Below are 24123 nucleotides of genomic sequence, written 5' to 3'. Positions count from 1 at the left end.
GTCAGGATATGTCTTTATAAGTAAGCACATTCGCCCAGCATTGCGGAAAGGCGGCTAAACGGATATGGAGCTGCGAGGGGTGACGGCACTGGTGTCGGGGGCCGGTGGAGGGCTGGGCGCCGCCACCGCGTACGAGCTCGCCGGGGCCGGCGCGCACGTGGTCGTGGCCGACACCGACACCCGTACGGGAGCCGCGGTGGCGGGCGAGGTGGACGGCACGTTCGTGGAGACCGACGTGACCCGCGCCGAGTCGGTCGAGCATGCCGTGGAGGTGGCCGCGGGACTCACCGGGCCGTTGCGGGTGGCGGTGAGCTGCGCGGGCATCGCACCCGCCGCCCGCACGCTCGGCCTCGACGGCCGCCCGCACGACCTGGAGACCTTCGAGCGGGCGCTGGCGGTCAACCTGGTCGGCACCTTCAACGTGATGCGCCTGGCCGCCGCCGCGATGGCCGCGACCGAGCCGCTACAGGACGGCGAGCGGGGCGTGGTCGTCAACACCTCCTCCGCCGCCGCCGAGGACGGCCAGGCCGGTCAGACCGCCTACGCCGCCTCCAAGGGCGCGGTCGCCGCGCTGACCCTGCCGGCCGCCCGCGACCTGGCCTCGGTCGGCGTACGGGTGTGCGCGCTCTCCCCCGGCCTGTTCGACACCCCGCTGTTCGGGGCGATCCCGCCGGAGTTCCGGCGCCCGCTGGTACGGCAGATCGTCTTCCCGCCCCGGCTGGGAACGCCGCGGGAGTTCGCCCGCACGGTCCGGGCGGTGTGCGAGCTGGGCTACCTCAACGCGACGGTCGTCCGCCTGGACGGCGGCCTGCGCCTGCCGAACACGTGACCGGTTCGTGGAACCCGTGAACGCGGTGCAAATCGTGAACGCCCGGACGTCTCGCCGGCGGGATGCGGGGTAGCGTTCCCGTACGTTTCCAAGGTCACCGATCGAGGGAGAGGGAGAAATGCTCAACCCACCCGACGGAATGCCGAGAATCACCCCCGTCCTCTTCTATGCCGACCTCGAAAAAGCCATCGAATGGCTCATCGAGGCGTTCGGATTCGAAAAGCGGAAGGTGCTGAACGACGACGACGGCTCCATCGTGCACGCCGAGCTGTCGTTCGGCGAGGGGGTCGTGCAGCTCGCCGGGACGGGTGACGGCCGCAGGCACGAGCCGCGGGGTCAGGGCGAGCCGCACCAGAGCCTGTACGTGTTCGTCGACGACGTGGACGAACACCACGAGCGTGCGAGGAAGGCCGGGGCGGTGATCCGCGACGAGCCGGGCACCCGCTTCTACGGCGACCGCAACTACACCGCCGAGGACCTGGAGGGCCACCACTGGGTCTTCGCCCGCCGGATCGAGGAGATCCCGTACGACGAGATCGACACCCCGTGAGCGCCGTAGAGCAGGTCAGGGAGCTGTACGAGCGCTACCCCTGCCCCTCCCTGACCGTCGGCGACGACCTGATCCTGGACCTGGCGCTCGGCATCGGCATGGTCGCCAGGGACAAGACCCTGGCCGGCAAACGGGTGCTGGACGCCGGCTGCGGCACCGGCCACCAGCTGCTCGGGCTCGCCTCGCAGTATCCGCGGGCGAGCTTCACCGGCATGGACCTGTCGCGGTCCTCGCTCGACGTGGCCGGGGAACTGCGCGAGCGCAACGGGCTGACCAACGTGGAGCTGGTACGCGGCGCCATCGGCGGGGACGGGTTCAAGGGGCCCTACGACCTCATCGTGATGACCGGGGTGCTGCACTGCCTCGACGACCCCCGCGCGGGCCTGGCCTGGCTGGCCGAGCGGCTCTCCCCCGGCGGCCTGATGTACCTGTGGCTCTTCCACAGCTTCGGCGAGCACCAGCGGCTGATCGACCGCGAGCTGGTACGGCTACTCTCCGGCGGCGACACCGGCGAGGAGGGCCTGTCGGTGGTGCACCGGCTGGGCCTGGGCCGCTCCGCGGGCCGCTACGGCACGCACTCCTCGGCGACCGGCGACCCGCGCGACCAGGATGTGCTGGACGCCGACGCCTACCTGCACCCGGTGATGCGCACCCACCGCTTCGGCGACGCGGCCCGCCTGTTCGAGGGCCTGGAAGGGATCGGCTGGGTCTCGCTGAACGGCGTCAACTGGGACGGCGGCGGCAAGCTCCTGGACCTGGGACGCCGCCACCCCACCTCCCCGGTCTTCCTGTCGGACGCCGACCTGTTCGACGACGAGGAGCTGCTGGCCCGCTACGCCGCCCTGCCCGCCGCCGAGCGGGCCGCGGTGATGGAACTGCGCCTGGCCCCGACCGGCTTCACCATCGTGGCCGGTGCCCCGGGCGCCGAGGAACTCTGCGAGCCCAGGATCACGGGCAACATCCTGCTCAGGAACCACTAGTGCAACGTGCCTCATTGGAGGCGCAGATTCCTGCCGGCGCGGGATGCCAAAGGCGAGGGAAGGCCTCCCGACAACCTCGGGTTCTCCACCGCACGTTCGCTATCCCCGTTGAGGAACGCAGCACCAGGCAGGCGACGCTGCAATACAGCCCGAGCCGAATGTGACGGCCCTTGCGGCCCGCCGGTAGAGGTCGGCAGGAGACGGCCGGGCCTCAGAAGGAGCTCACCGGGTGGTCCGGCTCGAGCGGCCGCCCGATCTCGGGGTCCAGGACGACCACTTGCCCGCCCCAGAACGCCCGATCATCGCCCGGCCGGTCGTCCAGTCGCACGTGCGAGGGATCGGCCCAGGTCACCATGGGCAGGCCGTCAGCGTGTTCGGAGCTGAAGCGCTCCACCAAGGTCCACTCACGCGTCAGCAGGCCGTCGTTCTTGCGGACCACGAGCGCCCAGTCGGGGATGATCCAGTCGTCGTACAGGACACGCACTTCCAGCCCACTGCCGGTCGGGCCGGGGATCTGGGCATACACCTGCCAGCCGTTCACATAGGTGACCACCCCCATCGTCGTCCAGATCATCCCAAGCGCGATGACGGGCCCGCGGAGCCCTCCCCCGAAAACGAGCGCCCCGGAGACGATGATCAGGCTCGCGGCCAGGGTACCCAGCAGGACCGGCCGGTCGAGGATCGTGTAGTGCCCGACGGCGCCGACCAGGGCGCCCGCCACCGCGAGGACCGCCAGGACGAAGAGGACACCGGCGGCCCGTGTGCGTGAATCCGAACTCATGGCGGCACGCTAAGGACCCGGTCTTGCAGCTCACTGGGAAACGATTCAGCGGATACATGATCCTTTCACTGGTGATCATCTCTTTTCGACTCGGCCTCCGGGCCGGCTCACGTCAACGCCAGTCATACCGCCGCGCTGCTGTCCGCCGGCTCTCCGGATCCTTCCGGCTCCCCGGATTCCTCGGCGGGATGAGGCCGCGAACCGGGCGGTGCGCCGCGGGCAGTGACTCGCAAGAGAGTTCCAAGTCGTCTCGCGTATCACTGGTGACGGATCACCCGAGCCGAGAAGAACCCGCGCCGGAAAACACAGGGAAGCATAGGAAAGAGGAGAGACGATGCGCAGGATCGTCCGTGGAGCGCTGCTGGCCACCGCGCTCGTGCTGGGACTGCCCACCGCGGCGAGCGCGACGGCCCAGGGCGACTTCTATCTGGGGACGGTCAGATCCGGCTCCGGGCATTCCGGGTACGCCAAGGCGCAACTGTGGGTCACCGGCTTCAACCAGAGCCACTTCACCGCGTACGGCAAGATCTACGACCGAGACCGCCACCCCGGTCACTGCGCCTGGGTTCGCGCCAGGTTCCACTACCAGAAGGGCGGGCCGTCCTGGTCACCGGCGCTCTGGTCCTGTGCCCCCTCCGGGTCCAAGGGCTACCTTTTCAAGACCAAGGGCCAGGTCAAGTGGATCGACCTCAAGGTCTGTGTCTACCAGCCGAAGCGGAACGCGCTCTCGCACTGCCGGGTCGAGACCATCAGGGACGAGGACCTCGCGAACTGACCCGCGAGGCGGTGCCCGGGCCCCGGCCGGTCGGCCGGGCCCCGGGCACCGCCTCACGGCCTGGGCCACGAACGCCGGCAGGATCGGGAACTTGCGCTCCTTGCACCGCTCCAGCCCCTGATTGGTCGAGCGGCGTGCGACCTGACCTGTCGTTAAGGAGCGTGTCATCAGGTACACGCGAGGCGATATGACAGGAAACGTGCTCTCTTCGAGCGACGTCAGGCCTGGTGATGACGCCGGTCGGCCCGCTGGCGAGATCAACGCAGCACCAGTGGTCAGGGCCTCACCTGGTTGACGCGCCGACGGGAACCCGCTTCGGCTGTGGGTCTTCGACCGAGCCGGAGCAGAATCACGCCGAGCACCCGATCTGTTCGGACGGTGCCGAAGTGCCGGGAGTCTCTGCTCGCCTCGGCGTTGTCGCCGAGGAGCACGATGTGCCGGGGCGGAACGATGCCGGTGGGCTGCCGGGCCCAGGAGGGCAGGCAGGCCGGCTCCGGATCGCCCGGCACCGCGGCGACCCGTTTGACCATCCACCGGGAGCCTTGGGCCCCGGTCGGATCGCCCGGCCGGCAAGGTCCCGGCTCCTCGACCACCACGATGTCACCGTTACGCAGCCGCTCACCCGGCGTCCGGCGGACCAGCACCCGGTCTCCGGGGCGTAGCGCCGGTGCCATGCTCAGCCCGCTGACCGACAGCGCGACGAGGTGCCCGCGGAGCAGGACGGCCGCGGCCACGACGGCGAACGCGAGCACCAGCACCGCGCCGGCACCGGTCAGCACGGCGGCCAGAGCGGCGCTCACCGGACCCCCTCCGACGTCGAAGGACGGTAACCGGCCGCCTGCAGCTCGAAGAGCCGGGCGTACGCACCGCCGCGCATCAGCAGCTCGTCGTGCGTGCCCCGTTCGGCGATCCGCCCGTCGGACAGCACGACGATCAGATCGGCCTCGCGTACGACGCCCAGCCGGTGTGAGACCAGCACGCTGGCCAGTCCGCGCCGGTGCTCCCGGAGCCGGGCATGCACCTCGTGCTCGGCCTTGGCGTCCAGGGCGGAGCTCGGCTCGTCAAGGACGAGCAGATCGGGCCGGTCGAGTACGAGACCCCGGGCTATCGACAGCCGCTGCCACTGCCCGCCGGAGAGGACCACCCCGGTGTCCGGGTCGGCGCGGTCGGCTTCGGAGAAGAAGATCCGGGTCAGCAGCGTCTCGTAACCGTGTGGGAGGGCGGCCAGGACGTCGTGCACACCGGCGCGATCCGCCGCGCCCTCGATCCGGTCGTCGTCTCGCAGGGCGGTCAGGTCGCCGATGGCGATGTTCTCCCGCGCCGTGAGGTCATAGGGGATCGCGTCCTGGAAGACGGCCCGGATCCGGCGTCTCAGCTCCGCCGGGTCGAGGTCGCGCAGGTCGACGCCGTCCCAGAGCAGCTGCCCACGAGTCGGATCGTAGAGCCGGCACAGCAGTTTTACCAGCGTGCTCTTCCCGGCTCCGTTGAGCCCGACCACGGCGGTCGAGCGCCCCGCCGGGAGTGTCAGGTTCACCCCGCGCAACACCCACGGCTGGTCGTCGGCGTAACGGAACCACACATCGCGCAGCTCGATCCCGCCCCGCAGGGGTGTCACCGGCAGGGGCCTGTCGCGTACCGGCAGATCTGGCCCGGCGTCGACAACGGTCAGGTAGTGACCGAAGAGCAGCAGCGCCTGATGCACGGACACGGCCTCGGTCACCAAAGCGGCAAGGGCGCCCTGTACCGTGCCGACCGCGGCGACGACGAGCACCACGTCACCGACGGTCAGGGTGCCCTCGGCCGCGGCGCGTACCGCCCACAGCAGCAGACCGGCCGCCACCGCGGCGCCGAGCACCGCCAGCCCGCCCTGAAGTCTCAGCTCCCGCCGGTCGATCCGGCGGTGTGCGCCCTGGATCGTGCGGATCTCCGTGGCCATCCGCTGCCACAGGTACGGTCCGGCGCCGAACAGGCGTAGTTCCTTGGCGGCCTGCGGGCTGGTCAGCAGGCCGGAGTAGAACAGTTCCCGCCGCTCGGCCTGTCCGGTCTCGACCATCATCGCCGCCCGGCGCCTGCTCAGCGCCAGCTCGGCCAGCAGGGCCGGTACGGCGGCGAGCAGGACCGCCACCGCCACCCAGGGCCCGAGCAGGAGCAGGGAGCCGGCGAAGCCAATGATCGTGAGCAGTGCCTGGATGCCCCCCAGCCCGCCGTCCACCACCATTCCCGGACTGCTGACCCCGCTGGACCTGGCGATCTGGAGACGGTCCAGGAAGACCGGATCCTCGAAGCGGCGCAGCCCCACGAAGCGGTCCACCGAGGTGTAGAGACGTGAGGTGGCGAGCAGGCTCACCCGCCGGTCGCTCTCGGTCCGCAGGTAGCGGGTGGCGTGCGGCATCAGCGCGGCGGCCACCCCGACGGCCCCAAGCGCGGCGGCCGGCCCCAGCAGGTCGAGCCACCGCAGCGGCCCGGCCACCAGCCGGTCGATCACGACTTTGGTCAGCCAGGCGACCGAGGGCGGCGCGAGCCCGCTCAGCAGCGTCACCACCAGATACGCGGCGATCTGCGCCGGGGCGGCCTGCCGGGCGAGTGACAGCGCTCGCCCGGCTGCGCGGAACGACATCGGTGCGGCGAGATCAGCCGGCGGCCGGGAGGGCCACGGCATCGCGGTCGACGACGGGGGCGAGCTCGTAGCCGGACGCGGCCACCACGCCCTCCTCGACGAGGACGAACGCGGGGAAGCCGGTCACCCCGAACGCCTGCTGCACCGGCCCCCGATCGGCTTCCACCACGACGGTGGCCACCGGCCGCAGCAGCTCGACCAGCGCCGCGGTCTCCTCCCGCGTGCCGACGGTCACGGCCAGCACGGCGTCACGCCCCCCGGGCCGGGTCGCGGCGTACTCCACGAAGGAGGGCAACCTCTCCTTGCACGGCTGGCAGCTCGGGGAGAAGAAACCGACCAGCGGGCGCTCGCCGAGCGTCGCGAGGCTGACCGGCAGATCCGCCACGCTGGTGGCGTCGAATCCGTCCACCGACGATCCCGCCGGCATCGCGACGTCGACGCCGCCGGAGCCGCCGTCGCGCAGGGCGGCCAGTTCGGCAGTGTGCTCACGGAGCCGGCGTACGACGCCGACGGTAAATATCAGGTTGGTCACGACCAGCAGTCCGACCAGGACCGCGACCGCGGCTAGGTACGCCATCAGGTCTCCTCCAGGAGGTGGGGGTGGGTGCGAAGAGCGCGACGAGGTCGTCCAGCATGGTGACCAGCAGGCCTGCGCAGGCCCCCGCGAGCAGCGCGACGATCGACCACGTCGATGAGTGTTGGCCGGCCGGTCCGGTGAGCCCGGCCAGCGCGACAACAATGAGCAGAAGGTTGCGGATCAGGTGGCGACCGGACAGCGGGGTGGACGAGGCGCCGAAGCAGCGGCACGGTTCCGCGCCGCCCCGGGTGAGCACCACCGCCACCCCCGAGGTGAGTACGACGAGCAGCGCGGTGGCCGCGGCGAAGCCGGCACCCCGGGTGGGCGGGACCGCCAGCAGCACCACCACGATCACCTCCGCCGCGGTGACCGCGACCGCGACCGGCAGGGCGCGATCGCCACGGACCGGAAGCATCGAGGCCAGGGAGGTCGCGAAGGCGCGCAGGGCCTGCCCGCCACGCAGTTTGCTCGCCGCGGAGACGAGGAAGACCACCGCGAGCAGGCCCTGACATGCCGCTATCAGATGTGTCATTCAGCACGCACGGGCGTAGTACCTGCAGGGGCCGCACGGCTGGAAGTCGCAGCAGGTCTTCTTGTACAGCTCGATCCCCACGCAGTAACAGGAAATGCTGGCGCAGGCCGCGGCGGCGTGCGCGGTCGCCTTGGGAACGAGTCCGTCGACCATGCGGTCGGCGAAGGCGGTGAGCATACGGGTCATGGTGTCCTCCTCCGTGCCGGCCGCCGAATGCGGCCCGACAAATCCATCGAAACCCGGACTTAATCGACCGACCAGGATCTTGTACCGGACGTTGCACCGGACGTCCGGTACGCTGCCAAGAAGATCGAGGAGGGCCGATCTTGGGGAATGCGTTTGGAGTGCTGCTCCGTCGTCACCGAATACAGCGCCAGCTCACACAGGAAGTGCTTGCCGAGCGGTCCGGTGTCAGCTCCCGCTCGATCCGCGAGATGGAACGCGGCCCCGGGCGGAGCCCCCGGCCGCAGACGATCGAACAGCTCGCGACGGCGCTGGCGCTGACCGGCGACGAGCGAGCGGAGTTCACCGACGCCGGGCACGCGCTCTTCTGGGCCAACCGTGCCGTACGGTCCGGCCGGAACAAACCGTCGGGCGGGAACATCCGTGCCGTTGACTCGCCGCCCTGGCAACTGCCCGCGGATCTCCCCGATTTCGTCGGTCGCGGCGAGGAACTCGCCCTAATCGGCGAGGTGCTCGATCCGACCGTCCGCGGCGCGAGGTTGGTGGTGGCCTCCGGCCCGCCGGGTGTCGGCAAGACGGCGCTGGCGATACACGCCGGCCACCGGCTCGCGCCGCTGTTTCCGGACGGGCAGTTGTACGCGACGCTGCGCGGCGCCACCAGCGACCCCGCCGATCCGTCCGAGGTGCTGGCCCAGCTGCTGCGGATGCTCGGTGTGGACGGATCGGCCCTGCCTGCCGGGGTGGACGCCCGCGCGGGCCTGCTCCGGATCCGGCTGGCGGGACAGCGGGTGCTGATCGTCCTTGACGACGCCGGTGGATACCGTCAGGTGGAGCCGCTGCTGCCCGCCGAGGGCGTCGCGATGATCGTGACAAGCCGGCTGCCGCTGACCGGACTCCCCGGGGTGACGGCCATCGACCTGCGCCCGCTGCCCGATACGGTGGCCGTCGATCTGTTCGCCCGGGTGGCCGGCGTGGCACGTGTGCGAGCCGAGCCCGTGGCCGCCACCGAACTGGTCAAGGTGTGCGGCGGACTGCCGCTGGCGGTCCGGATCGTCGCGGCCCGGCTGGCCGCGCGGCCACACTGGGCGGTCGGCGCGCTCACGGAACGGCTGACCGATGAGCGCCATCGGCTCGATGAGCTGCGGCACGGCGACCTCGCGGTGCGTCCCGGACTGCAACTCGCCTACCAGGGGCTCAGCCCGGCCACCGCCCGAGTGTTCGCGCTGCTCGGCGGGTTGACCGTCCCCTCGTTCCCGGAATGGCCGGTGGCCGCGCTACTGGACGCCGAACCGGCCGCGGGGGCCGCCGCGCTGGAGGAACTGCTCGACGCCCGGCTGCTGGACGACCTCGGCCCCGATCGGGCAGGCCAGCCGCGTTACCGGTTTCACGCGGTCACCCAGCTGTACGCGCGCGAGCGCCGGGAAGCCGAGATCGGCCGGTCCGAATGGGTCGCCGCGCTGGCCCGGACCGCCGGCGGCTGGCTGGCCCTCGCCCGGCAGGCCCAGGACCACCTGCACAGCGACCGGTTTCACCTCGACGACCGGAGCGGCCCTCCGGTCGTCGCCGACCCGCGCACGGCCGCCGTCGCCGCCCATCGGCCCATCGAATGGTTCGAAGCCGAACGGGAGAGCATCGCGACGCTGGTCCAGGCGTGCGCCGAGACAGGTCTGACGGCGACAGCACGCGGCCTGGTCGGCTGCAGCACCGACTTCTACGACTTCCGAGGTTATTACGATGACCTGCGGCGGATCCTGGAGACGGCGCTGACCGCCTGCCGGCAGGCCGGCGATCGCCTCGGTGAGGCGGCGATGCTCCGAGGGCTCGGTCACTGCCTGGTCGAGCTCGATGACATGGACGAGGGTCTGGCCATGCTGCACGCCGCGCGCGTGCTGGCCGAGAGAGTCGGTGATCCATCCGGGGCTGCGCTGGCCCGCCGGTACATCGGTTTCACCCTGGGGCTGATCGGCCGACTCGACGAGGCCGAGGCGGAGATGCGCGTCGCGGTGCGGGAACTGCGGCTCACCGGGCAGCGGTCCGCCGAGGCCGTTGCCCTCGCCAGCCTCGGGTTCGTGCTGCGGCAGCGCGGTGACAGTGCCGAGGCCGTCGACATCCTTCGCGCGGCGTCGCTCATCGCCCGATCGTGTGGTGACCGGTTCGCTCAGGCCTACAGTTCACGAGGCCTCTCCGGGGCGTTCCTGGCCCAGGGAAAGGTCCAGGAGGCGCAGCGGGCGGCCCGGCGATCCGTCACGCTCTTCGAACAGATCGGTGATCTGATCGGCACCGCCCAGAGCCTGCGGGTGCTCGGTGAGGCACTCGCGCACGAGCCGCACAGACTGGTCGAGGCCGAACGGGTGCTGGGCGGCGCGGCGGCGCTGTTCCGTGAGCGGGGGCACAGCTGGGGACTGGCCCTCACCGAGCTGAGCCTCGGCGAGGTGGAGCTCGGCCGTGATGCCGAGGGGGCCACCGACCGCCTTCACCGTTCTCTGCGCTACTGGACCGACAATCAGGTGCCGGCTCTGCAGGCGCGTACGCTCGTCGCGCTCGCGTCCGCCGCCGAACGGGCGGGTGACCCTGACGCGCGGAGACTGCTGGCCAGTGCCCATCGGATCTACCGGGAGCTGGGCATACCGGCCGCGAGTGCCCTCAACGACACCGTACCGCCCTGAGAAACGACAACGACGCGGGACACCGGCGTTCCGCCGCGCTGCCGGGACCACGCCCGCCGGACGGGCGCGTGCCGAGCGCGTCCGGCGGCCGACGATCGCCGGAGCCTCGCGGATCAGCTCGTCATCGACGAGCGTCCACCATGAACAGCGCGAAGTCCACCCGCCGGGTGATGCCGCCGGTGAGAACGGGGTCACCGACGCGAACGCCGCAAGTAGCCTGATGTCTCGATCGGTTTGACAGCTTCCGGCTCATCACGCGAGCCCGAGTCGACGCCCTGGAATGGGCACGGAAAACGAGTACGGCGGGCGGTCGGTGACCGCCCGCCGTACTCCGTCAGTGGATCGTCATCCGATCAGAGCTGCTGCCACAGGGCGGGAACGTTCGGCGGCTCCCAGCCGGGCAGTGCGGTGTGACCCTGCAGGCATCGGTAGCCGACGCCGTTGTAGGTCACGGTGTCCCCCACCGCGTACAGGGTCCAGGTCTGCCAGGTGCTGCCGCCCTGCCCACCGCTGACGGTGAGACTGAAGGTGGCCGAGCGGTCGGCGCTCGTGCCGTCCGCGTTGAGGTTGATCGTGTAGGTCCCCGCGGGGGTGCTCGCCGAGGTGGCGATCGTGACCGCGGAGGACTGGCCGGAGTTGATGTTCGCCGGGCTGAAGGACGCGGTCGCGCCGGAGGGCAGACCGGAGGCGCTCAGCGCGACGGCCTGCGCGTTACCGGAGGTCACCTGGGTGCTGAGCGTCGCGCTTGCCGACTGGCCGGGCTGGACCGAGGCCGAGGACGGGCTCACCGAGACCGAGTAGTCGTTGGCCGGAGGAGGGGTGTCCCCCACGGCGAGCTTCCACAGGGCGTTGGCGGCGGCGTCCGCGTTGCGGTCCAGCGCGGTGGTGTTGATGTTGGAGGTGGTGTCGCAGGCGGAGTGGTAGCAGCGGTCGAAGGCCTGGCCCGCGGTGCCGCCCCACTTGGCGGCCTGAGCCGACGTCTTGACCGTCTCGGCGCCGGTGAAGACACCGCCCACCTTGACGCCCGCGTTCTTGAACGGGGTGTGGTCACTGCGGCCGTCACCCGCGGTCTCGATCTCGGTCGGGACGTTGAGCGTGGCGTAGTAGTCCTTGAAGATCTTCTCGATGGCCGGGTTGTCGTCGTAGACGAAGTAGCCCGGGTTCGGCGAGGCGGTCATGTCGAAGTTGAGGTAGGTGTCGACCCCGCTCGCGCCGCCGTTCTGGACGTAGTGGGTCGAGCCGCGCAGGCCGAGCTCCTCGGCGCCCCACCAGGCGAAGCGGACGTGCTTGGTCAGCGTGGGGTTGCGGTTGGCCAGCGTCAGCGCGACCTCCAGCAGGGTCGCCGAGCCCGAGCCGTTGTCGTTGATACCGGGACCGGCCGTGACGCTGTCCAGGTGGCTGCCCAGCATGACCGTCGGACCGGTGGGACCGGCCGGCCAGTTGGCGATCAGGTTGGAGTGGGTCTGGCCGTTGTAGGTGAAGTTCTGCACCGTCGTGCTGTAGCCGGCCGCGTCGAGCCTGCCCTTGATGTAGTTCAGCGAGGCGGTGTAGCCGGAGGTGGCCGAGGCCCGGTTGCCGCCGTTGCCGGAGGCGATGGACTGCAGCTGGTTCAGGTGCGCCGTCACGTTGGCCACCGGGATGTCCGGGCTGGTCGGGTCGGGCGGGTTGCCGCCGGTGACGGTCAGGGAGTAGCTCGCCGTCCGGTCCACGTCGGCGCCGTCGGCGGTGACCGTCACCGAGGAGGTGCCACTGGGCGTGCTCCCCGAGGTGGCCAGCGTCAGCGTCGAGGTCTGGCCCGCCGTGATGGTGGCCGGGCTGAAGGACGCGGTCGCGCCGGAGGGCAGGCCGGAGGCCCGCAGCGTGATGGACTGGGCGCTGCCGCCGGTCACCGTGGTCCCCACGGTGGCGGTGGTGGACTGGCCGGCCTGCACACTGCCCGAGATCGGGCTGAGAGAGACCGAGAAGTCGTTGCCGGGCGGGTTCACCGTGCAGGTCGCCTCACCGCTCTGCGCCGGGACGTTGACGGCGGCCCACGCGGCCTTGGTCGCGTTGACCTCGACGCAGCTGTTCGGGAAGAGCTGCTTGGCCGCGGCCACGGTGGTCAGGCGCGCCTTGGCGTGCGTCCACGGAATGGTCTTGCTGTTCAGGCCGCCCATGAAGATCTGACCGGCCTTCTGGATGCCGATGCCGGTCAGGCCAGCCGGTCCGGAGCAGACGGTGCTGGCGGGCTTGCCGGGCGGGTTGGTGCCCTCGGCGAGCAGGTAGAACCAGTGGTTCTGCGGTCCGGCCGCCGCGTGCACCTCGGTGTTGGGGATCGAGGAGCTGTAGCAGTTGGGGTCGCCGAGCGCGCCGGGGTTGTACATGTTGCGGATCGGGCCCTGGCCGACCAGGTTGACCTCCTCGCCGACCAGATAGTCCGGCGGGTCGGAGGCGTTGGCGGCGAAGTGCTCGGTCAGCGCGCCGAAGATGTCGCCGGTCGACTCGTTCAGGCCGCCGGCCTCGTTGCCGCTGCCCGCCCCGCCGGAGCCGGAGAACTGGAAGATCGCGTGGCCGTACTCGTGGCCGACCACGTCCATCGGGGTGGCCTGCTGGTTGTTGGCCTGGTTGTGCCCGAAGTTGGTGTAGGACCCGTTCCAGTAGGCGTTGACCTCGTTCAGGCCGACCCGGGCCGGGAACGCGCCGCCGGAGCCGTTGAACCCGTTACGGCCCAGCCAGTCGCGCAGCATGTCCCATTCCTTCTGCGCCGCGTACAGGGCGTCGACGCAGGCGGTCTCCAGGCTGGTGCCCTGGCCGTTGCCCCAGGCGTCGTCGGTCCCGGTGTAGGCGGTGCCGCCCTGCCCGCCACAGCGCAGGCCGGGACGGGTGGTGTCGGTCATCGAGTACGAACTGCCGGAACCCGAGGTCTGGATGGTCACCGGGTTGCCGTTGTAGTAGCCGTTGCCGGTCCCGGCGCGGACGTCGTCGTAGGAGTCCACGACCGTTCCGTCGAGGGCGTCCACGAAGACGTGCAGGACGCTCGGAGCCTCCTTGGTGGCGCCGGTGACGACCACCTCCCACGCCAGTCTGGGCTGCTTACCGGCCGCGTGCACGACCAGCCGGGGGGTGCTCACGCTCTCCACGGTGGGCAGCTTGCCGCGGGCGGTGACGGCCGCGGTGGCGGCGTCGATCTTGCCCTTGACGCCTATCTCGATCCTGGCGCGCTGGCCCGAGGCCACGGACCCGACCTCCTGGCCCGTCCTGTCGGTGGTGACGATCACGTCACCGCCGTAGACGGGCAGCCCGCGGTGGGTGCGGGAGTAGGTCAGGTACTGCAGGCCGCGGGTTCCCACGATGGTGTTCGTGAGCGTGAACTCGTCCTCCGCCGTCTTGAACAGGGCGTCGGACCTGGCGGCGAGGGCGCCGCCGGCGCTGGAGACCGCGCGCCTGCGGGATTCGGGATCCGGCGGCGCGAACGCCGGCGGATCTGCGGACATGGTACGGGCGGCGATGCCCGCGGGGGCGGTGGCGGCGTCGGCGGCGCTCACCACTGAGCTCGTGGTCATGGCGACGGCAGCCAGTACGGCGACCGCGCCCAGCTTGACCTTGGGATTCACTCGGGGTGACTCCTCTCGGTGTCCCTTGGGGGGTTGGAGGGATGCAAGGAGCCCTGGCGTTTTGGGCTGGACCAAAGCTGACACCGTGAGCGCGGGACGAGTACCCTACGAAATTGCATAACTTCGCGATATAGGCGGCTAAACAGGTGTAGAAAGCGGCACGTGGCGCCTCAGCCATGACGCGTAGACGGGGGCGCGCCGCACCTCGGCCCAGTAGGTTCTGGTGACGGCCCGGACCAGTTCGTGCCCGTAGCGGGCGACCGGCCCGTGCTCGGTCCACCCGATCATGTGCCGAAAGCGCAGCGGGGTCCCGGCGAGCGGCCGGATGGTGACCCCCGGGTGGCCCTTGCTGGTCGCCTGGAACATGCCGACGCACCGGCCCGAGGAGATGAGGTCGATGGCGAGGCTGAGGTCGGCGGAGTAGCCGACCTTCGGGGTGAAGCCCTGCTGGGCGCAGGCGGACCAGAAGTGCTCGCGATGTCCCGACTCGGCCAGCGCGTGCATGACCCAGTCCTCGCCGGCGAGATCACGCAGCTCGATCTCCTCCTGCCGGGCGAGCAGGTGGGAGGCGGCCACCCCGACGAAGATCGGCTCGACGGCCACGCCCGCGTAGACCACTCCCGGGGGCGGGAGGAGCTCGTGTCCCGGATAGTCGCCGAGGGTGGCGAGCTCCAGGCGCTCGGACTCCAGGAGCCCGGGCAGCAGGTCCATCGCCTCCTCGGTGCGGACGGTGATGTCGGCACCGTCCAGCAATTCATTAAGGCATCCAATGACATTTATCGCTAAATGGCTGGACATACAGCCCAGGCGAATTCTGATCTTCTCCGGGGGCTGCTCGACGTAGCGCATGCCGTCCCGCCGCAACTCGTCGAATGCCGGCAGCAGCGACCGCGCCCTGATCAGCACCCACGCGCCGAGATCGGTGGGCCGTGCCCCCTCCCGGCCTCGCTCGAACAGCGGTCCGCCGAACATCCGCTCGATGCGTCGCAACTGCGTGGCGAGCGCGGGCTGCGACATCTTGAGTGCGACGGCCGCCTTGGAAATGCTGCCCGAATCAGCGATCGCACAGATTGCTCGTAGGTGACGCACCTCTAGGTCCACGCCGGGAGCTTAATAGTAAAGAACCTTTCCGGTAAGACCCAAGTTTCGGGGAGACGGGTCCATGCCCCTGTAGCCGATCCCGACGACGGCCAGGACTGCGGCTCCTCGATCGGCGTTCACCATGAAACGGCTCTGTCCTCTTTCGGCCGTGACGGAGGCGTCGGTCCAAGAGGATGCGGTGGCGGAGCAGGGCGAAACCGGCTCGGCCGCGCGTCGGGCATATCAGGCGGCGGATCCGCACCACCACGAGCACGCGGCGTGCGTCGAGCGGGACATCGGCCACGCTCCGACAGAGCCGGAAACCGTACAGTCCCTGGTATCCCGACCACCAGGCGAGGTAATCGACCATAAGTAGGGCGGGGGCTGATACCCGCTAATGGCCTAATCGGGCAGTTGGCGGATCAAAACACCAAGCTCAGGCGGGCAGAGGGAAAGCAAGGCGCTCTGCCTGACCAACCGTGCAGCCACCACGAGCTCCAAGGTGCTACTGGGCTTATCGAGGACGGAAACCAAGATCGTGAGAGGTGTCACAAGGTTGCTTTCCACGGCTTCCGGAAGGGAGTCCAGGACGATCGTGTCATCTGTAAGCACCAGGTCCACGAGCTTTCGCGCCGCCGTCCTGAGCGCCTCGGCATCCAGGTCTTGTGCGATCTGCTCAGCTCCCTGCCACGCAGGTATCCACGACGGCACATGATTCGACAGCGACAAGACACGGTTCCCATCCAAGACGGTGGTCGGCTGAGCCGAAATCCTGACACATCGACCCTGCTCTTTCGGGTGCCACCTCCTGTAGATCATTTATAAGTTCAGAGAAGCTGAGATCACAGCCCGCCGAGCGAAGAGGACGAGATCGAGTCATGTCGAGGAAACCAAGCGCGACCACGGACTTCGAAAACGTGTGTCGCAATGCCGGCACGGCACTGGCGTCGTGTGAGGGCTACTTCATTCACCGGATGTCGTTTGACGTCATCAATGGCCGCGATGCACTGGAGATCGGACTCAGGCAAGGCCCGGAATGGCCGGACATCACCATCTCGTTGGAGAGTCTGTATCACTTGTCGATCAGCAAGCCTCCAGAGTCCTCGGGCTGCTTCGTCGACGAAATTTCAGTGCTACACCTTCCGACATCACCGCGCCCATGGCCTGACGGGTTCACCGTCGTCCGACGCCACAGGGGGTTACCCGAACTGGCCTTGCTAAGGCTGGCTGGTCCTATGGAGATCGAAGTCGTCGCGTCGATCCTGACCGTCTTCACCGCGATGAGCGACGACCTGGCCGCTACTGAGCCGACGGTATGAGGACCGATACCTCTGAAACTGGTGGACGAATCCGTTCGCGAGGCGGATGGAACCGCTCGTCGGACCTCGTCGTCGAGTCAGACCGCCAGGACGAGCCGCTATCGTGCAGCCGTGACCGGTTCCGGGCAGCGTCCGCTGCTCTTCCTCGATGTCGACGGACCGCTCATTCCTTTCGGCGCGGCGCCGCAGCAGTATCCGACTTATCAAGCGAGTCCTGAACCACAGGGAACCGGCTCGAATCCGCTTCTGGCCAGGATCAATCCCAAGCACGGGCCCCGGTTGGCGGCACTACCGTGCGATCTGGTCTGGGCCACGACATGGATGGCCGACGCGAACGAGTGCATCGCACCACGGATCGGCCTGCCGAAGCTGAAAGTGGTGACCTGGCCGGAACCATCCGACACTGACGAGCAGGACGAGCGGAACGGGCTGCACTGGAAAACCCGCGCTCTCGTCGACTGGGCAGCAGGTCGCTCATTCGCTTGGGTCGATGACGAGATTACGAACACCGATCGAACCTGGGTGTCCGCACACCACCGAGGACATGCCCTGCTCCATCGTGTCGACCCCCGTCAGGGCCTGACCGACTGTGACTACGTCGCTCTCAACGAGTGGCTGCAGAGGACCATTGGGGCGCCGCCATCGCATGGTTCGGCTTGAAACCGGCCCACGAGTCAGGCAGCCCGCGACACGCCGAAGAGCCGGACATCGAAACACGAATCTCGATGACGCCGTCGCCTACCACACAGAGCTCATCCACTCCAGCGCCCCGTTCGGGGAAGCACTGGCTTGGACCGTCACTCGCCCCATTGGAGAGCCCATAACCCATAGAGAGCGCAGCGACGCGGCTGATCGGCGGTGGGCATCCGATGCTGGTGGAGTCCAACGAGGAGGCCTACCTCTTGGAGGGCAAGGCCGTCTACCTGGGGCAGGCGGGTGGAGCGGCCATGCTGGCCGAGCCCGGCGGGTTCAGCTACGCCGGCATGCCGCAGGTCATGGCCTGGCTCAGCCGGGACGCGCAGGTCTGGCACCTGTCGTGGAACATCACTGGCAGGAGAGTCCTGGAGACCGGCTGCCGGCACCGAAGAACGTTGGATGATCTCCCACATCTCATGGGAGTTCGCTTGACGAGGCATCATCGAGGATTCATTTGCATTCACCCGCCCGGTCTTCCCCAGCCTGTAACTCCCGGATGGAACAGGAGCCCTTGGGCCTCGACCTCAGGCTTCGCACCCCGTGGTTGCCCGCGACGCACGCAGACACGGCGTCCTCAGGCCCGAACAACTAGCCGAGAAGCCCGCTGCGGATGTGCTGGAAGACCAGGCTGGTCTCAGTCATGGCATACTCCCGTGAGGCACTGAGGTGTAGCGTAACGAACTCGCGCAGCGCTTCGGGCGACGCGGCCGTCACCTGGATCAGGAAGTCCACCGATCCCGCCAGGAAGTAGACGTTCAGCACTCCTGGCAGTGCGGCCAGCTTGGCGGTCATCTCACCGATGTGGGAGCGCGCAGTTGGTTGCACGCGCACGGCAACCATGGCCTGGATCGGCAGGCCGAGGGCCTCAGGGGCGATGTCGGCGTAGAAGCCACGGATTGCTCCGATCTCACGCAGGCGTCTCAACCTCAGTGAGCACGTCGATGGAGCAATCCCGACTCGGCCGGCGAGCGTGTTGTTCGGGATGCGCGCGTCCTCGGCCAGCTCATGGAGCAGCCGTCGATCTACGTCATCCAGTGCTGCCGGAGTGCCGCGGAACGGTCGCACAGGATTCGGACTCGACGGTCGAGAAGGACTCATGAATGAACGATGGGCGAGTATCCGCTGGGATATCGCTAGTTCTTGCGATGTTATGGCGCCCTATCGAAAGACTCGCCACCATCATTGCTGTTTCCCAATAAAGGGGTGGGCAATGCGCATCACTGTCCCGAAGGAAGTCAAGAACGAGTACCGCGCGGCCATCACACCCGCAGGCGTTCACGAACTGCCCCTGAACGGGCACGAAGTGTACGACTAGCCCACGCCGACGCCATCGGCGGCGGCGCCCAGCTCCTGCTGGTATTCGACCACGTAGTGGCCGCCGCCGACGCGTACCTGAGCCTCCCCGCAGCCCATCCCCGGCGTCGCCGATCTCCGGCTGATCAGGCACGTCGGCCCGCGTCTGGCCCGGCAGGTCATCCTTGACGGCCCCGCGGTCCGGGCCGCCGAGCCCGCGGCCAGGCTGTTCGTCGAGGAGGTCCACGAGGCCACGGACCTGGACGCGGCGCTCGAACACTGCCTCGGCCGCATGCGCGGCCCTGCCGTCACCGCCAACCGCCGGATGCTCAACGCCGCGGAGGAACCTCCCGACGACCTGCGGCGCTACCTGGCCGAATTCGTCCTGGAGCAGGCGCTGCGCCTCTATAGCGGCGACGTCGCCGCCAAGGCCGGCCGGTTCTCCGCGGGCTCTCGATCCTCACCGTCCCCTCGTAGCGACAGAAAGGCGTCCCCGATGGACATGTCACCCCAAGAGTCCCTGATCAGAAACGGCTTCGTGGGTCCCTTCCCTCGCTTCGCCTCCTCCGCGGTCCTCGAGGAACTGCGGGAGTTCTTCGGCAATGTTCTGCACGAGGCGCCCACGCACCCGCTCTACGGCCGCTATTCGGTGCGTGACTGGCACCTGGCCAATGAAACCGTCCGCGAGATCCTGACGGCTCCGGAGCTGGCCCAGACGGTACAGGAGGTCACCAAGGCGGACTCGCTGATCCTGTGGCGCTCCAAGCTGTTCGAGAAGTTCCCCGGCGGCGGTCCGATCGACTGGCACCAGGAGTACGGCTACTTCGACGGCGAAGAGGTCGGCGGGCATCGCCCAGCGCTGTTCCCCATGAATCCCGCGGGCGAATGGGACTGGACGGTGTGGCTGGCGCTGACGGATGTCTCGGAGGATGACGGCGTCATGGAGTTCGTCAAGGGCTCCCAGCGCAACTCCTACCCCAAGCGGATGGTACGGCTGGCGGAGTCAGGCGCCTACGTCGATCCGCGCAACCGGATCAAGACCAAGGAGGAGCTGCTCGACCGCGCCGCCAACAACAGCGTGATCCTCGACATCGACACGCGGAACGTCTTCTCCGGGGTGGACCCCGAAAAGTACTCGCTGGAGGAGCTCTTCGGCATGCTCGATGCGTTCTGCGAGAACCTGTTCGCGGTCGTCACCGAGCCCTTCAAGGTCAAGCCGGGCGACACGCAGACGGTCCCGATGAAGGCCGGCGAATATGTCATCTTCAGCGAGCGCTGCATGCACCGCTCGCGCGGGTCGCTGCCCACGGCGGTCACCCGGCTCGCGCTCAACGGCCGCTACACGCTGGGCGACACGTGGGTCTACCCGCAGCGCGTCACCGGCGACACCTACGACGGCTCCAACCTCGACATCAGCTCGCACAAGTGCGTCCAGGTGGCGGGCACCACGTTCAACCCCCACAACGCCTACCTGTCGTGAGACGCGACTCTGCCGGATCAACATGAGCGAAACCGATGACCGTCCCCGCATCCGCTTCGAGAAGACCAGGGCCAGGACGCGTTTGTCTCCAACTCGCCTCCGCACCCGGTCCATGAGAGCGGAGTACGAGATCTCGTCGAAGCAGGCTTTGATGTCCCCTCCTACGATCCACTCGTAAAAGCCTGTTGACAAAGGGTGCCTGCGGTTGGCGATCTTTTAGGGATCGATCATGTCTCGGTGGTCGTGTCGGCGGGAAGACGTGGGTGGGCTCTTGGCAGTGGGTGGTGTCTGGTCAGCCCGTTCTGCCAAGAGCCTGTGGACCTCCTCGCGATCTACTACCCCCACCCGTGGCAACGCCGTACCTTCGCCGAAGAATGGTGACCCCCGATCGACCTCGCTAAACCGGAGCCACCTGACCAGTAAGAACGCAACGGCCCAGTGACACGCCATGTCACCGGGCCAGCAGCCGTTTGCCCGGCTCAAGCCCCAAACTCGCGGACCATATCGACGCGAAGCCGCGGAACGCAGGAACTGTAGCAACGATGTTTCGAGAGTGTTGCCGAGCTGACATTGTCGGCGGTAAAAAGGCCAAGCGATTGATCGAATACGTGGAAGGGAGCCGAGATGGGACAGTTGAGCGAGCGGGTGGCCATCGTGACCGGTGCGGCGTCCGGTGTCGGGCGAGGCTGTGCGCAGCGGTTCGCGGACGAGGGTGCCGCTGTGGTGCTGGCCGACATCCAGGGCGAGCTGGTGAGGGAACTGGCCGAGGAAATCACCACTGGCGGCGGCAAGGCTGTAGCGGTGACCTGCGACGTGGCCAAGGAGAACGAGATCGACCAGGTGGTAGGGGTGGCGATCGAGTCGTTCGGGCAGATCGACATCCTGGCCAACATCGCACAGGGCGCCATGGGCGAGATGCGGTATCTGGAAGAAACCAAACCGGAAGACACGATCGCCAGCTTCGTCACCGGGCCGATCCAGACGATGCTGTTCATGCAGAAGTGCCTGCCTCACATGAAGGAACGGCACTACGGGCGCATCATCAATACCGCCTCGCACGCCGCGATAGCAGGAATCCCCGGCTTCACCCCGTACGAGATGGCCAAGGGCGCGATCATGGCGCTTACCCGCAACGCGTCCCAAGAGTGGGGAAAGTACGGCATCGTCACCAACACTTTCCTGCCGGTTATCAGGACCCCTGCCTACGACCTGAGCGAGCAGGGCCGTGCGGCCGCGAAGGCGCTTGCGGAGCAGATCCCCACGGGACGGTTCGGCACGGCGTACGAGGACTGCGCCCCTATGCTGGTCTTCCTCGCCAGCGAAGGCGCGGGCTACATCAACGGCCAGGCGATCGGCATCGATGGTGGGCGATTCCTGTTCGCCTGACGCCGGCGGAGCCTGCCTGTCGTGCCATCTGCGACAGGCAGACAAGCCGACAAAGAAGGGGACGGACGGCGTGGGTGGGCAGACACCCCGGAATACCCCCGGCCGCCCCGCAGGCTCCGACGGAGCTGCCACACGGCACCGCATCATGCGCGCCGCCATGCAGCACGTGGCCGAGCGAGGCTACAGCGGAGCCACGGTGCGCGCGATCGCCGAGAGCGCCGGCGTGACCGTAGGCAGCCTGTTCCACCATGGCGGATCTCGTCCGGTCGGCATTCGTCGAGGTTGTCGAGCCGTTGCTCGCGCGGACCCACGAAGCGGCGAGGAAGCAGACGGGATTCGTCCCCGCGGTTGTCGCCTGGCTCGAGGCCAGCGGCGCAGTCATGCAGGAGTGCCCCCCTCTGGCCGGCTTCGGCACAGCCCGGGACGGATCTCCGACCAGGACGTCGAGGCCCGCGACCTTCACCTCCACGTGATCGAGCGGCAGCGGCAAGTCCTGCTCGCGGCAACCTCGTGGACAAAGAACCCACCCCGATCGAGGTGGTACCCGAACTGACGAAGAAAGAGCAGGTGGCGCCGCCGCGCCGTCCTCGTGCTGCACGCCCGCCGCATCGATCCCGCCGGGCGCGACGACTGCGGATCAGTACACTAGTCAGCCCTTTCGACCAAGAGCCCGTGGATGCCTGTCTACCGTGCCGGCGCGTCTGGCGCCAGTTCTTCCTGTCCCGGTTGTGCGTGTCGTGACCGAATGCCTCGATATCCGTCGGATATGACCGACGCCCAGTGGAAGGTCCTGGAGCCGCAGGCACGGGTGGTGATGGAGGAGATGCGTCGGGCGACCGGCCGGCCGATGGTGCATGACCTGCGAGCGATGGTCGACGCGATCGGGTACGTGGTGCGCAACGGTATCGAGTGGCGGGCGTTGCCGGTGGACTTCCCCCCTGGACGGCGGTGTACGCGTTCTTCCAGCGGTGGAGCGAGCGCGGGTTGCCGCAACGGCTTGTCGAGCGGCTGCGTGCCCGGCTGCGGACCGGTGTGGGTCGTGAGGTGCAGCCGTCGGCGGCGATCGTGGATTCCCAGTCGGTCAAGGGTGCGGACACGGTCGGGGCCGGCACCCGCGGCCTGCTGCTGGCCCACCGGCTCTCACACGGCCACTGCCACGCCTACCCCACCACGATCCACACCACCGGCACCCCTGGCAAGGCCGTCGCCTTCGCCCTGCCCACCCCCTCGGGCACCCGCCTGACCTTCCCAAGGTCCGACAGCAGCCCGAGTACCAACTGACGTACCCGACGGCGGGGTTCCACCCGACCGAACCGTCCGGTGATCCGATCCATCAGGCCCTCGAACGCCTCCTGCCGGCGGGCAGACACCACACCGCGATCTACGGGCCACCGCATGGTCTTCTGTCTTCACACACCGATGATCAGCGGTGGCTGTATCTGTCTCCGTGCCGGTTCCGCCAGTAAGATCACAAACTAGATCTTGATCCAGTAGCGCCGTGCGGGACCGTACTCGGTGTCCCGTACGCCTTCGAGGACGCCGCCGTTGTGCTCGATCGTCTTCACCGAGGCGAGGTTGTCGACTTCGCAGACGATCAGCACCCGGTCCAGACCGAGTGCCCGCGCCTCGTCGAGCATCCGGCCCAGCGCCCAGGTGGCTAGCCCACGCTGACGTGAAGACGGTCGGATACCGTACCCGATGTGGCCAAACTGCAGCACGTAGTCGTTGAGCCCGTGCCGCAGCGCGATCCCGCCGTGCACCCGGTCGCCCTCGACGATCCACCGATACATGCAACTCATTCGGCCGGTCTCCACCGGCTTCGCCGGATCCGACTCCTCAGCCAGTCTCGCCACCCAGGCCGCGAATCCGTCCGGCGAGTCGACCTCGTCGGACGGCCCCAGCCCGAATCCGTCCTCGTGGAGGCCGGGGCCCCACTCGTGATGCGCCTCAAGCCAGGCGGAGTGCAAGTGCGTGGTGGGCGTGATCAGTTCAGGCATACGGCGACGATATTCATCCAGACCATCACGATCTACGGCTGGAGTACTAACCAGCGAGGAGCTTGCTGACCGCCTGGTGGGAGACGCCGAGTAGCAAGCCGATGTCCCGATGGGGAAGCCCCTGCTCGTGCAGACGGCGCGCGGCCTCGCGGGAACGACTGACCGCGTCATCACGCAACCGGTCCGCCTCCCGGCGGATCTCCCTGGTCCGCGCGACCTCCGCGGCGAGTTCCTCCCCCAGGACGGGAACCACCGTGATCTGCCAGGCGGTCACGACCGGGGCGTCGATGTCGAAGCGAAGGGCCAGTAGATCGCGTACCGTCTCCTCGGCCTGATCGAGCCGCCGCGTTTGAGTATGCGTCGGACGCCGCAATCCCGGCCCTTCGCTCTCCAGCGCCCACCAGCCACCGGACCGCTGGGCCGTGACCCGGAAACGGCCCCGAGCCGGTGCGACCAACACTGTCTCAGGGCCTTGATCAATTCACCCTGCTAGACCAGAAGAAAGATCCGCGCTGACTGTACCCGCGCACCCGCGCCCATATCAGACACCCTCTGCACGACGCGGCGATGAGCTGGAAAGGCCGGATCCGCTACGCGGCCGGGCCGGTGAGCAACGACCTCGGATTCGGCGCCCTGCTGATCCGAGGAGGATGACCGTTCTTGAGCTGGTCGACGTGGCGAACGGCAAGATCACCAAGAAGCGTTCGTTCTACCAGGACACTGCGCTTCTACGGGATATCTCACTCGAACGCGAGGCGGCACTCGCGCAGAAGGCCGGAGAGGCCTGAT

Annotated in this window: 25 protein-coding genes; 12 read left to right on the top strand and 13 right to left on the bottom strand. The window is 68.5% G+C overall.

Annotated features, from left to right (window positions below; translation table 11 throughout):
• Window positions 1-64 precede the first annotated feature (64 nt).
• The 3 genes from ABT061_RS32145 (at window position 65) to ABT061_RS32135 (ending at window position 2359) form a co-directional block, all read left to right on the top strand.
• The gene (locus tag ABT061_RS32145) at window positions 65-829 is read left to right on the top strand and encodes an SDR family NAD(P)-dependent oxidoreductase (protein WP_350925053.1); all 765 of its coding nucleotides are present in this window, start codon (window positions 65-67) and stop codon (window positions 827-829) included.
• A 118-nt stretch (window positions 830-947) separates the two neighbouring features.
• Window positions 948-1379: a VOC family protein gene (locus ABT061_RS32140; protein ID WP_350925051.1), complete on the top strand. Its 432-nt coding sequence runs from the start codon at window positions 948-950 to the stop codon at window positions 1377-1379.
• Entirely contained in the window at window positions 1376-2359 is a 984-nt protein-coding gene (locus tag ABT061_RS32135) for a class I SAM-dependent methyltransferase (RefSeq protein ID WP_350925049.1), read from the top strand. The genes ABT061_RS32140 and ABT061_RS32135 overlap by 4 nt, the downstream gene beginning before the upstream one ends.
• A gap of 211 nt (window positions 2360-2570) precedes the next feature.
• On the opposite strand, the gene ABT061_RS32130 is transcribed toward ABT061_RS32135, so the two are convergent.
• Entirely contained in the window at window positions 2571-3140 is a 570-nt protein-coding gene (locus tag ABT061_RS32130) for a hypothetical protein (RefSeq protein ID WP_350925047.1), read from the bottom strand.
• 334 nt (window positions 3141-3474) lie between these two features.
• On the opposite strand from ABT061_RS32130, the gene ABT061_RS32125 reads away from it, so the two are divergent.
• Entirely contained in the window at window positions 3475-3915 is a 441-nt protein-coding gene (locus ABT061_RS32125) for a hypothetical protein (protein ID WP_350925045.1), read from the top strand.
• A 275-nt stretch (window positions 3916-4190) separates the two neighbouring features.
• Here the strand turns inward: ABT061_RS32125 and ABT061_RS32120 are convergent, their stop codons facing one another.
• The 5 genes from ABT061_RS32120 to ABT061_RS32100 are packed head-to-tail and all read right to left on the bottom strand — an operon-like array spanning window position 4191 to window position 7827.
• Entirely contained in the window at window positions 4191-4715 is a 525-nt protein-coding gene (locus tag ABT061_RS32120; RefSeq protein ID WP_350925043.1) for a S26 family signal peptidase, read from the bottom strand.
• Window positions 4712-6532 carry an ABC transporter ATP-binding protein gene (locus ABT061_RS32115; protein WP_350925041.1) on the bottom strand — a complete coding sequence of 607 codons (1821 nt, stop codon included), beginning with the start codon at window positions 6530-6532 and terminating at the stop codon, window positions 4712-4714. The genes ABT061_RS32120 and ABT061_RS32115 overlap by 4 nt, the downstream gene beginning before the upstream one ends.
• Before the next feature lie 13 nt (window positions 6533-6545).
• Window positions 6546-7109, bottom strand: coding sequence for a TlpA family protein disulfide reductase (locus tag ABT061_RS32110; RefSeq protein WP_350925039.1), 564 nt, complete (start codon window positions 7107-7109; stop codon window positions 6546-6548).
• Window positions 7018-7641 carry a MauE/DoxX family redox-associated membrane protein gene (locus ABT061_RS32105; RefSeq protein ID WP_350925037.1) on the bottom strand — a complete coding sequence of 208 codons (624 nt, stop codon included), beginning with the start codon at window positions 7639-7641 and terminating at the stop codon, window positions 7018-7020. The genes ABT061_RS32110 and ABT061_RS32105 overlap by 92 nt, the downstream gene beginning before the upstream one ends.
• Window positions 7642-7827 (bottom strand): hypothetical protein, encoded by a 186-nt coding sequence (locus tag ABT061_RS32100; RefSeq protein ID WP_350925035.1) that lies wholly within the window; start codon window positions 7825-7827, stop codon window positions 7642-7644.
• Between the two features lie 140 nt (window positions 7828-7967).
• Here ABT061_RS32100 and ABT061_RS32095 point away from each other — a divergent pair, with 140 nt between their 5' ends.
• Complete coding sequence (locus tag ABT061_RS32095; RefSeq protein WP_350925033.1) at window positions 7968-10490, top strand: ATP-binding protein; 2523 nt, start codon at window positions 7968-7970, stop codon at window positions 10488-10490.
• Window positions 10491-10843: 353 nt separating this feature from the next.
• Here the strand turns inward: ABT061_RS32095 and ABT061_RS32090 are convergent, their stop codons facing one another.
• From ABT061_RS32090 to ABT061_RS32080, 3 genes are all read right to left on the bottom strand, one after another.
• Complete coding sequence (locus ABT061_RS32090; protein ID WP_350925031.1) at window positions 10844-14083, bottom strand: M28 family peptidase; 3240 nt, start codon at window positions 14081-14083, stop codon at window positions 10844-10846.
• Between the two features lie 138 nt (window positions 14084-14221).
• Window positions 14222-15184 (bottom strand): LysR family transcriptional regulator, encoded by a 963-nt coding sequence (locus ABT061_RS32085; protein ID WP_350925029.1) that lies wholly within the window; start codon window positions 15182-15184, stop codon window positions 14222-14224.
• Window positions 15185-15565: 381 nt separating this feature from the next.
• Window positions 15566-15892, bottom strand: a complete 327-nt coding sequence (locus ABT061_RS32080) for a hypothetical protein (protein ID WP_350925027.1) — start codon at window positions 15890-15892, stop codon at window positions 15566-15568.
• Window positions 15893-16137: 245 nt separating this feature from the next.
• On the opposite strand from ABT061_RS32080, the gene ABT061_RS32075 reads away from it, so the two are divergent.
• Window positions 16138-16482: a hypothetical protein gene (locus ABT061_RS32075; protein ID WP_350925025.1), complete on the top strand. Its 345-nt coding sequence runs from the start codon at window positions 16138-16140 to the stop codon at window positions 16480-16482.
• Window positions 16483-16593: 111 nt separating this feature from the next.
• Window positions 16594-17142, top strand: coding sequence for an HAD domain-containing protein (locus tag ABT061_RS32070; RefSeq protein ID WP_350925023.1), 549 nt, complete (start codon window positions 16594-16596; stop codon window positions 17140-17142).
• Between the two features lie 624 nt (window positions 17143-17766).
• Here ABT061_RS32070 and ABT061_RS32065 read toward each other — a convergent pair.
• Both ABT061_RS32065 and ABT061_RS32060 read right to left on the bottom strand, forming a co-directional pair.
• Window positions 17767-18243, bottom strand: coding sequence for an Lrp/AsnC family transcriptional regulator (locus ABT061_RS32065; protein ID WP_350925021.1), 477 nt, complete (start codon window positions 18241-18243; stop codon window positions 17767-17769).
• A 246-nt stretch (window positions 18244-18489) separates the two neighbouring features.
• Window positions 18490-18726 carry a hypothetical protein gene (locus tag ABT061_RS32060; protein WP_350925019.1) on the bottom strand — a complete coding sequence of 79 codons (237 nt, stop codon included), beginning with the start codon at window positions 18724-18726 and terminating at the stop codon, window positions 18490-18492.
• Between the two features lie 37 nt (window positions 18727-18763).
• Between ABT061_RS32060 and ABT061_RS32055 the strand changes: the two genes are divergently transcribed.
• The 4 genes from ABT061_RS32055 to ABT061_RS32040 all read left to right on the top strand — a co-directional run bounded on the left by ABT061_RS32055 (window position 18764) and on the right by ABT061_RS32040 (window position 22580).
• The gene (locus ABT061_RS32055; protein WP_350925017.1) at window positions 18764-19951 is read left to right on the top strand and encodes a phytanoyl-CoA dioxygenase family protein; all 1188 of its coding nucleotides are present in this window, start codon (window positions 18764-18766) and stop codon (window positions 19949-19951) included.
• Between the two features lie 624 nt (window positions 19952-20575).
• Window positions 20576-21337 (top strand): SDR family NAD(P)-dependent oxidoreductase, encoded by a 762-nt coding sequence (locus ABT061_RS32050; protein WP_350925015.1) that lies wholly within the window; start codon window positions 20576-20578, stop codon window positions 21335-21337.
• Window positions 21312-21890 (top strand): TetR/AcrR family transcriptional regulator, encoded by a 579-nt coding sequence (locus tag ABT061_RS32045; protein ID WP_350925012.1) that lies wholly within the window; start codon window positions 21312-21314, stop codon window positions 21888-21890. The genes ABT061_RS32050 and ABT061_RS32045 overlap by 26 nt, the downstream gene beginning before the upstream one ends.
• Before the next feature lie 123 nt (window positions 21891-22013).
• Window positions 22014-22580, top strand: a complete 567-nt coding sequence (locus ABT061_RS32040; RefSeq protein ID WP_350925010.1) for a transposase — start codon at window positions 22014-22016, stop codon at window positions 22578-22580.
• A gap of 232 nt (window positions 22581-22812) precedes the next feature.
• Here ABT061_RS32040 and ABT061_RS32035 read toward each other — a convergent pair whose 3' ends face one another.
• Both ABT061_RS32035 and ABT061_RS32030 read right to left on the bottom strand, forming a co-directional pair.
• The gene (locus ABT061_RS32035; RefSeq protein ID WP_350925008.1) at window positions 22813-23334 is read right to left on the bottom strand and encodes a GNAT family N-acetyltransferase; all 522 of its coding nucleotides are present in this window, start codon (window positions 23332-23334) and stop codon (window positions 22813-22815) included.
• A gap of 46 nt (window positions 23335-23380) precedes the next feature.
• A complete protein-coding gene (locus ABT061_RS32030; RefSeq protein WP_350925006.1) occupies window positions 23381-23794 on the bottom strand; it encodes a hypothetical protein in 414 nt (137 codons plus the stop codon).
• Between the two features lie 190 nt (window positions 23795-23984).
• On the opposite strand from ABT061_RS32030, the gene ABT061_RS32025 reads away from it, so the two are divergent.
• Window positions 23985-24122: a hypothetical protein gene (locus ABT061_RS32025; RefSeq protein ID WP_350925183.1), complete on the top strand. Its 138-nt coding sequence runs from the start codon at window positions 23985-23987 to the stop codon at window positions 24120-24122.
• The last annotated feature ends 1 nt before the right edge of the window (window position 24123 follow it).

The sequence above is a fragment of the Streptosporangium sp. NPDC002544 genome (assembly GCF_040295965.1).
Lineage (GTDB): Bacteria > Actinomycetota > Actinomycetes > Streptosporangiales > Streptosporangiaceae > Streptosporangium.
This window is presented reverse-complemented; position numbering and strand designations above follow the sequence as displayed.